A 6,484-nucleotide genomic window follows, 5' to 3' on the forward strand; every position below is an offset into this window, starting at 1 on the left:
TTTTGAGTCTTTTCAGGAGATCGAGCGTTGTCCTCTCCCATTCCCGTCACGGTGCTCAGCGGTTTCCTCGGCGCCGGCAAGACCACCTTGCTGCGCCACCTGCTCAAGGCCGAGCACGGCCTGAAGATCGCCGTGATCGAAAACGAATTCAGCGACGCCGGCATCGACACCCAGTTGCTCGGCGACGAACCCGTGCAGGTCATGACCCTGGCCAACGGCTGTGTCTGCTGCACCATCCACACCGACCTGACCAAGGCCCTGTACCTGCTGCTCGAACGGCTGGACGGCGGCGAAATCGCCTTCGACCGGCTGGTGATCGAGTGCACCGGCCTGGCCGACCCGGCGCCGGTGGCGCAGACCTTCTTCATCGACGAAGAACTGCGCGAGCGTTACCTGCTCGACGGCATCATCACCCTGGTGGACGCCGCGCATGCCGACGTGCACCTGACCCAGACCATCGCCCAGGCGCAGGTCGGATTCGCCGACCGTTTGCTGGTGAGCAAGACCGATCTGGTGGACGAAGCCGCCTTCACCGCCCTGAGCGAGCGGCTGACGCGGATCAACCGGCGGGCGCCGATCCGTGTGGTCGAGCACGGCCGGATCGACCTGGCCGAACTGCTCGATGTGCGGGGCTTCAACCTCAATGCCGACCTGGGCGGCGGGGTGAGCCTGCGGCCGGTGCGCCAGGCGCCGTCCGTCGACCGGATCTCCAGCCTGGTGCTGCGCACCGACCGGCCGCTGGACATCGACCGGCTCAGCGGGTTCATGAACGAGCTGCTGGAAGCGCATGGACGGCAACTGTTGCGCTACAAGGGCGTGCTGAACATTGCCGGAGAGGATCGGCGGCTGGTCTTCCAGGGCGTCCTGAAACTGTACGGTTTCGACTGGGACACCGAATGGGCCGAAGGCGAGGTGCGGGAAAGCGTGATCGTGTTCATCGCCGATGACCTGCCTGAAGAGAAGATCCGGGCGGGGTTCGCCGAGATGGCGGGCTGAGGGAGCGGCACCGGCAGGCAGGCTCCCACAGACTTTAGGGCAGCACCGGCCACTGCGGAAGCGGGCTGCCCGCGAGGCCGGTCTAGCCGACGGCGCTGCACTCGCGGGGCGAGGCGAGCAGTCTGTCTTCCAGACGGTCCAGGTACCGGTTCATCAGCACCGCTGCCTTGTCCGCATCCCCGCCTTCCACCGCCTCGACGATCGCCAAATGCGCCTGCCATGCGTCGCCCTCGGGCGCCTGCCCGGCATTGCGTGCGGTGGCCAGCGACGTCAACGGCACCAGGCTGCCCAGAAAGTGCGCCAGCGGCGCATTCCCCGCCAACTGCGCCAGCAGCAGATGAAACTCCCCGGACAGCCGGATCGCCGCACCGCGACGCGCTTGCGCCACGGCCAGGCGCTCGCGCTCCACACAGGCCCGCAAGCGCTTGAGCCCGTCAGGCGATGCATTGCGGCACGCCATGCGCACCAGCGTGGTTTCGGCCAGGCGCCGTGCGTGCAGGGCTTGCCGGGTCTGCTCGGCCCCGGGTTCGGCGACCCGGGGCCGATGATGGGCGCGCAACACAATGACGTGTTCATGGGACAACTGCGTCAGCACCCGGCGCACCTGCGCGCGGCTGACGCCGAACATCGTTTTGAGACTGTCTTCCGTGAAGCGCTCCGCAGGCCCGATCCGCTGCTCAAGGATCGCCTCGAACACGTGCGGATACAGATCCTCCGCCGGTGCCCGCAGGCGGGGGAAGGGCAGGGCCGACGACATCCGGCGGGTGTGCGGCGACGTGGCAAGGCTGTTCATGGCCGGTCTCCAGTGTGAAGCGATTCAGTTGCCGAGGTTGTCATCCGGAATGTTCAGCTCGATGCCCATCCGCCGTCCCTCGCGCAGGATGTGCCGACGCATTTCGGCGCTGGCCTGGGCGCTGTTCCGGTTGCGGATGGCACGCACCACGGCCTCGTTCTCTTCCAGGCGTTCGGCCAGATGCTCCGGCGAGTTGCGCAGCACCTCGGCGCTTTGCTTGAGGGCATTGCCGGTCTGCTGCACCACGCTCTGGAAGATCGGGTTGGAGGTCAGGGCGAACAGTTCCTCGTGGAAGGCGATGTAGGCGTTGGCCCCGGCTTCGCTGTCGCCGGCGTCGAGGGCCTCGCGCATGTCCATCAGGGTCAGGCGCAGTTGCCCGACTTCCTTGCTGCCGACCGACTGCGCCACCAGGCCGACGATGAACGGCTCCAAGGTGTAGCGCAGCTGCAGCACGTCCTCGAGGCTGGCGCGGGCGACGGCGCTGTCGGGGCTGTGCGCCTCCTCGGCCTGGGCATCGAGCACCACCACGCCTTTGCCGGGCATCGAGCGCACCAGGCCCAGGGTTTCCAGCACGGTCACCGCTTCGCGCAGGCTCGGGCGGCTGATGCCCAGTTGTTCGGCCAGTTCGCGCTGGCCCGGCAGCATGTCGCCGGAGCGCCATTGGCCCCGGGCCAGTGCGGCGCGGAGTTTTTCCACCACTGAGTTGACGACGGTTGAAGTAGTAATCACGTGTTCGCTCCATGGGCCGTGCCTGCGTTCCGGCAGGCACGGCGGTCATTCAGAATTCTTTGGCGGCCGCCTGGGCGGCCGGTTTTCTCGGTTGGAAGGTATAGCCCTGCTGGCCGCTGAGCACCTTGTTGGCCCGTTGCACATCGATGTCCCTTTCCCAGCGGGCGATGGCCACGGTGGCGACGCAGTTGCCGGTGAGGTTGGTCAGCGCCCGGCCGATGCCCATGAACCAGTCCACCGCCAGCACCAGCACCAGGCCCACCACCGGAATCGCCGGAATCGCGGTCAGCGTCGCGGCCAGGATCACCAGCGCGGAGCCCGGAATGCCGTGGGCGCCCTTGGAGGTGATCAGCGACACCAGCAGGATCGTCAGCAGGTCGGTCATGGCCAGCGGCGTGCCGGTGGCGTTGGCGATGAAGACGATGGCCAGGGTCAGGTAGATCGAAAAGCCGTCGAGGTTGAACGAGTAGCCGGTGGGGATCACCAGCCCGACGGTGGAGCTGCCGATGCCCAGGTGTTCGAGCTTGCGCATCACTTGCGGCAGCACGGCGTCGGAGGACGCGGTGCCGAGCACGATCAGCAGTTCCTCGCGCAGGTATTTGAGCAACGGCCACAGGCGCAGGCCCGAAAGACGCATCACCAGGCCCAGGATCAAGCTCACGAACGCCGCGCAGGTCAGGTAGAACAGGCCGATCAGGCTGCCCAGGTGCTGCAGCGAGTCCAGGCCGTACTTGCTGGTGGTGAAGGCGATGGCGCCGAACACGCCGATGGGCGCCAGGCGCACGATCATGCCCATGATCCGGAAGATCACGTGGCTCAGTTCGTTGATCAGGCGTGAGATCCCGGAGGCCGCCTCGCCCACCAGGTTCAGCGCGCTGCCGAACAGGACGGAGAACAGCAGCACCTGCAGGATGTTGTTGTCGGCGAAGGCGCCGAGGGCCGATGCCGGTATCAGATCCATCAGGAACTGGGTGGTGGTGTGCATGTGCTGGCCGCGTTCGGCGATGTCGCCCATGTCGGCGGCGGACAGCTGCTCCAGGTGGATGTTGGCGCCGCTGCCGATCCCGGTGGTGAAGGCGAACACCAGGCCGATCACCAGGGCGAGGGTGGTCAGGACTTCGAAATAGATCACCGACTTGAGGCCGATGCGCCCGACCTTCTTCAGGTCGCCTGCGCCGCTGATGCCGCTGACCACCACGCAGAACACGATCAGGCCGATGAGCATCTTGATCAGTTTGATGAAACCGTCGCCCAGCGGTTTGAGCTGGGCCGAGTATTCAGGAAGGGTCAGTCCGCAGACGATGCCGAGCATCAGGCCGAGAACCACTTGGAGGAAGATCGAACGCGAGCACCATCTGAGCATGGGAGGAATCCTGGTCGGTGTCCTGGCGGCCCTGCGCATGGCGCGACGGGCTGAGGACTTAATTATTGTGGTCTTACCGGTATGTCCAGTGCGGGTGCAGGATAGGCGCTGTTTTTGAATGGCTGCAAGTGAAAAGTGAGAAATTGGCTTGACCGGTCTGACCAGTGGTTGGTTGCCGCCAGTCTTTGTGTCTGTGCTGTGGTGGGCAGGGCCCGGCCGGGAAGGGCCGGGCCTTGGTGTCGGGGACGCAGCGCCGTCAGTACGGTGTCGACTCAATAAGGCGCATTGCGTTGCAGGATGTTCAGCTTGAAGTCCAGTGGGGCTGAGCTTCGGTTCCGGTCGGTGCGGATGAACGTGCCGACGTTCGGATCAAGTTCGTTGCGGCTCAAGCCGGCCCGAAGGAGTTTGCCGGCGCGTGTCTGTATCCGGACAGTGGGTGTGTCGCTGTCGAGGTGATCCAGGGTGATGATCTTGCCGTTGGCGTCCAGCAAGTTGAAAGTTGTTTGGTCGCCGTCTTTGGTTGCATAGGCGTTGAGAAAGTCTTTCTGCTCTTTGCTGACGGTTCTGTAGTGATAGTCGCCGGGGGTCAATATATAGATCGTGTAATAGTCGTCGATGCCCCTGAAATAGAAAGTCAGTGCGTCAGGCGCGACGTTTCGGCTCAGGAACAAATAGTCGGAAACATCAATGTGGGAAGAAAAAGTGAAGAGCTCGTAGTCGGGGCGCAGTGTCGAGACTTTCTTGCCGTAGGTCAGTCTTGGAAAATGGGGGTTTCCAAGGCGGGTACTGAAAGTTGCAATGAAGGATTTTTCCTGGTCGGTGCTCATAGGATGCTCAGGGTTCTGAGTGTTTGTTGAAAAGTTCAGTGTCGCGGGAGGTTGAAGTGCGTCGGGCAGGCCTGGGTCAGACTTCGTCCGGGGCGCTCAGGAACGAGGCGTTGCGCTCGATGATCCGCAATTTGAATACGATGCCTTCCTGGTCGGTTTCGCCCAGGTACAGGTAGGGCGCGCCTCTGCGGCGGAGGCTGCCGACATGCCGGGCGCTGCGTGCCTGGAGCCGGATGAGGTGGGTGTCGCGGGTCAGGTCCGGCAGCGTGATGACGCGGTTGTCCAGGTTCAGCAGATTGAAGGAGGTGGTGTCGCGGCCCGCCGGGAGGAAGGCCCCGAGGAAACCGGAAGGGTCTTTGCTCAGGCAGTGTCCTGCGTAGACGGGGTGGGACCTTATGTAGAGGTGGTAATAGTCGTCCGTGCAGCGGAAGTAGATCGTCAGTGGCGCGGGATCGGGGATGTCCTGGCGGGAGCGATGGCCCAGCAGGTGGCTGTCGTTTTTCCGTTTCGGTGCGCCAGTGAAGAAACCACCGGAAAACTGTGTGTCCAGGCGTATGGCCGGAGTTTCGTGCAACTGGCCCAGAAAGTTAACGTGGTGAGTGTCCAGCGCTAATGTTGCGATGAAAGAGTTTTGTCTGTTTGTTCTCATGGATTCTTCCTTGAATTCCAGTGATGAGTGATTTTCTGGTTTGGCGTAGTTGTATGTTTTTGTGTTGTTGCCTGGATGACTTTATTGGTGATGGAAATTCTTGTGAACGATAACAGTTGGTTCTTTGATGTGGTCGCCATTAATGGGGCGTTGTTGTTTCAAGTCTTGAATGGAATGAAGGAAAGTTGCTTGGGGAAAGGGGCGCGAGTCAGGGAAACGGCTTTTGGCGGGCGAAAAAAAACCGGCCAATCACTTGGCCGGTTTTCCGTGCTGCGGTTCAGGCTGCTATTAGGCGCCGTACACCGGCAGCTTCTTGCAGATGGCCTTGACCTTCTCGCGAACGGCATCGATCACCGCTTCGTTGTTCAGGTCGGCCAGGATGTCGCAGATCCAGCCGGCCAGTTCCTTGCACTCGGCCTCTTTGAAGCCGCGGGTGGTCACGGCCGGGGTGCCGAAGCGCAGGCCGGAGGTGACGAACGGCGAGCGCGGGTCGTTAGGCACGGAGTTCTTGTTCACGGTGATGAACGCTTTGCCCAGCGCGGCGTCGGCGTCTTTGCCGGAGATTTCCTGCTTGATCAGCGACAGCAGGAACAGGTGGTTCTGGGTACCGCCGGAAACCACGTCGAAACCGCGCTCGATGAACACGCCGGCCATGGCCTGGGCGTTCTTCACCACTTGCTGCTGGTAGGCCTTGAACTCAGGCTGCAGCGCTTCCTTGAAGCAGATCGCCTTGGCCGCGATCACGTGCTCCAGCGGGCCGCCCTGGGCGCCAGGGAACACGGCGGAGTTCAGCTTCTTCTCGATGTCGGCGTTGGCGCGCGCCAGGATCAGGCCGCCGCGCGGACCGCGCAGGGTCTTGTGGGTGGTGGTGGTCACGACGTCGGCGAACGGAACCGGGTTCGGGTAGACGCCGGCGGCGACCAGACCGGCCACGTGGGCCATGTCGACGAACAGGTAGGCGCCCACTTTGTCGGCGATTTCGCGGAAGCGCGGGAAGTCCAGCACCTGCGAGTAGGCCGAGAAACCGGCCACGATCATTTTCGGCTTGTGCTCGACCGCCAGGCGCTCGACTTCGTCGTAGTCGATCAGGCCGTTGGCGTCGATGCCGTACTGGATGGCGTTGTACA

7 protein-coding genes are annotated in these 6,484 nt (G+C 63.3%); 1 reads left to right on the forward strand and 6 read right to left on the reverse strand.

Features of this window, described 5'->3' with window-relative positions; all coding sequences use genetic code 11:
* Positions 1-27 precede the first annotated feature (27 nt).
* Positions 28-996 (forward strand): GTPase, encoded by a 969-nt coding sequence (gene yjiA, locus ACIP0B_RS11970; protein ID WP_400832109.1) that lies wholly within the window; start codon positions 28-30, stop codon positions 994-996.
* An 82-nt stretch (positions 997-1,078) separates the two neighbouring features.
* On the opposite strand, the gene ACIP0B_RS11975 is transcribed toward yjiA, so the two are convergent.
* The 6 genes from ACIP0B_RS11975 to glyA all read right to left on the reverse strand — a co-directional run.
* Positions 1,079-1,789 carry a GntR family transcriptional regulator gene (locus ACIP0B_RS11975; protein WP_400832111.1) on the reverse strand — a complete coding sequence of 237 codons (711 nt, stop codon included), beginning with the start codon at positions 1,787-1,789 and terminating at the stop codon, positions 1,079-1,081.
* 24 nt (positions 1,790-1,813) lie between these two features.
* A complete protein-coding gene (locus ACIP0B_RS11980; protein ID WP_400832112.1) occupies positions 1,814-2,518 on the reverse strand; it encodes a FadR/GntR family transcriptional regulator in 705 nt (234 codons plus the stop codon).
* Between the two features lie 49 nt (positions 2,519-2,567).
* Positions 2,568-3,881: a C4-dicarboxylate transporter DctA gene (locus tag ACIP0B_RS11985; RefSeq protein ID WP_400832113.1), complete on the reverse strand. Its 1,314-nt coding sequence runs from the start codon at positions 3,879-3,881 to the stop codon at positions 2,568-2,570.
* 272 nt (positions 3,882-4,153) lie between these two features.
* Complete coding sequence (locus ACIP0B_RS11990; protein WP_400832115.1) at positions 4,154-4,708, reverse strand: hypothetical protein; 555 nt, start codon at positions 4,706-4,708, stop codon at positions 4,154-4,156.
* Between the two features lie 76 nt (positions 4,709-4,784).
* A complete protein-coding gene (locus tag ACIP0B_RS11995; protein WP_400832116.1) occupies positions 4,785-5,357 on the reverse strand; it encodes a hypothetical protein in 573 nt (190 codons plus the stop codon).
* 288 nt (positions 5,358-5,645) lie between these two features.
* The coding region (gene glyA / locus ACIP0B_RS12000; protein ID WP_400832117.1) for a serine hydroxymethyltransferase at positions 5,646-6,484 on the reverse strand (839 nt) is incomplete at its 5' end.

This window comes from Pseudomonas sp. NPDC089534, from assembly GCF_044749305.1.
GTDB classification, from domain to species: Bacteria; Pseudomonadota; Gammaproteobacteria; order Pseudomonadales; family Pseudomonadaceae; genus Aquipseudomonas; species Aquipseudomonas ekonensis.

Excerpts from the sequence above, each read along its gene's own strand:
- ACIP0B_RS11975 (WP_400832111.1), bottom strand. The coding sequence starts at position 1,789 with ATGAACAGCCTTGCCACGTCGCCGCACACCCGCCGGATGTCGTCGGCC.
- ACIP0B_RS11985 (WP_400832113.1), bottom strand. The coding sequence starts at position 3,881 with ATGCTCAGATGGTGCTCGCGTTCGATCTTCCTCCAAGTGGTTCTCGGC.
- ACIP0B_RS11990 (WP_400832115.1), bottom strand. The coding sequence starts at position 4,708 with ATGAGCACCGACCAGGAAAAATCCTTCATTGCAACTTTCAGTACCCGC.
- ACIP0B_RS11995 (WP_400832116.1), bottom strand. The coding sequence starts at position 5,357 with ATGAGAACAAACAGACAAAACTCTTTCATCGCAACATTAGCGCTGGAC.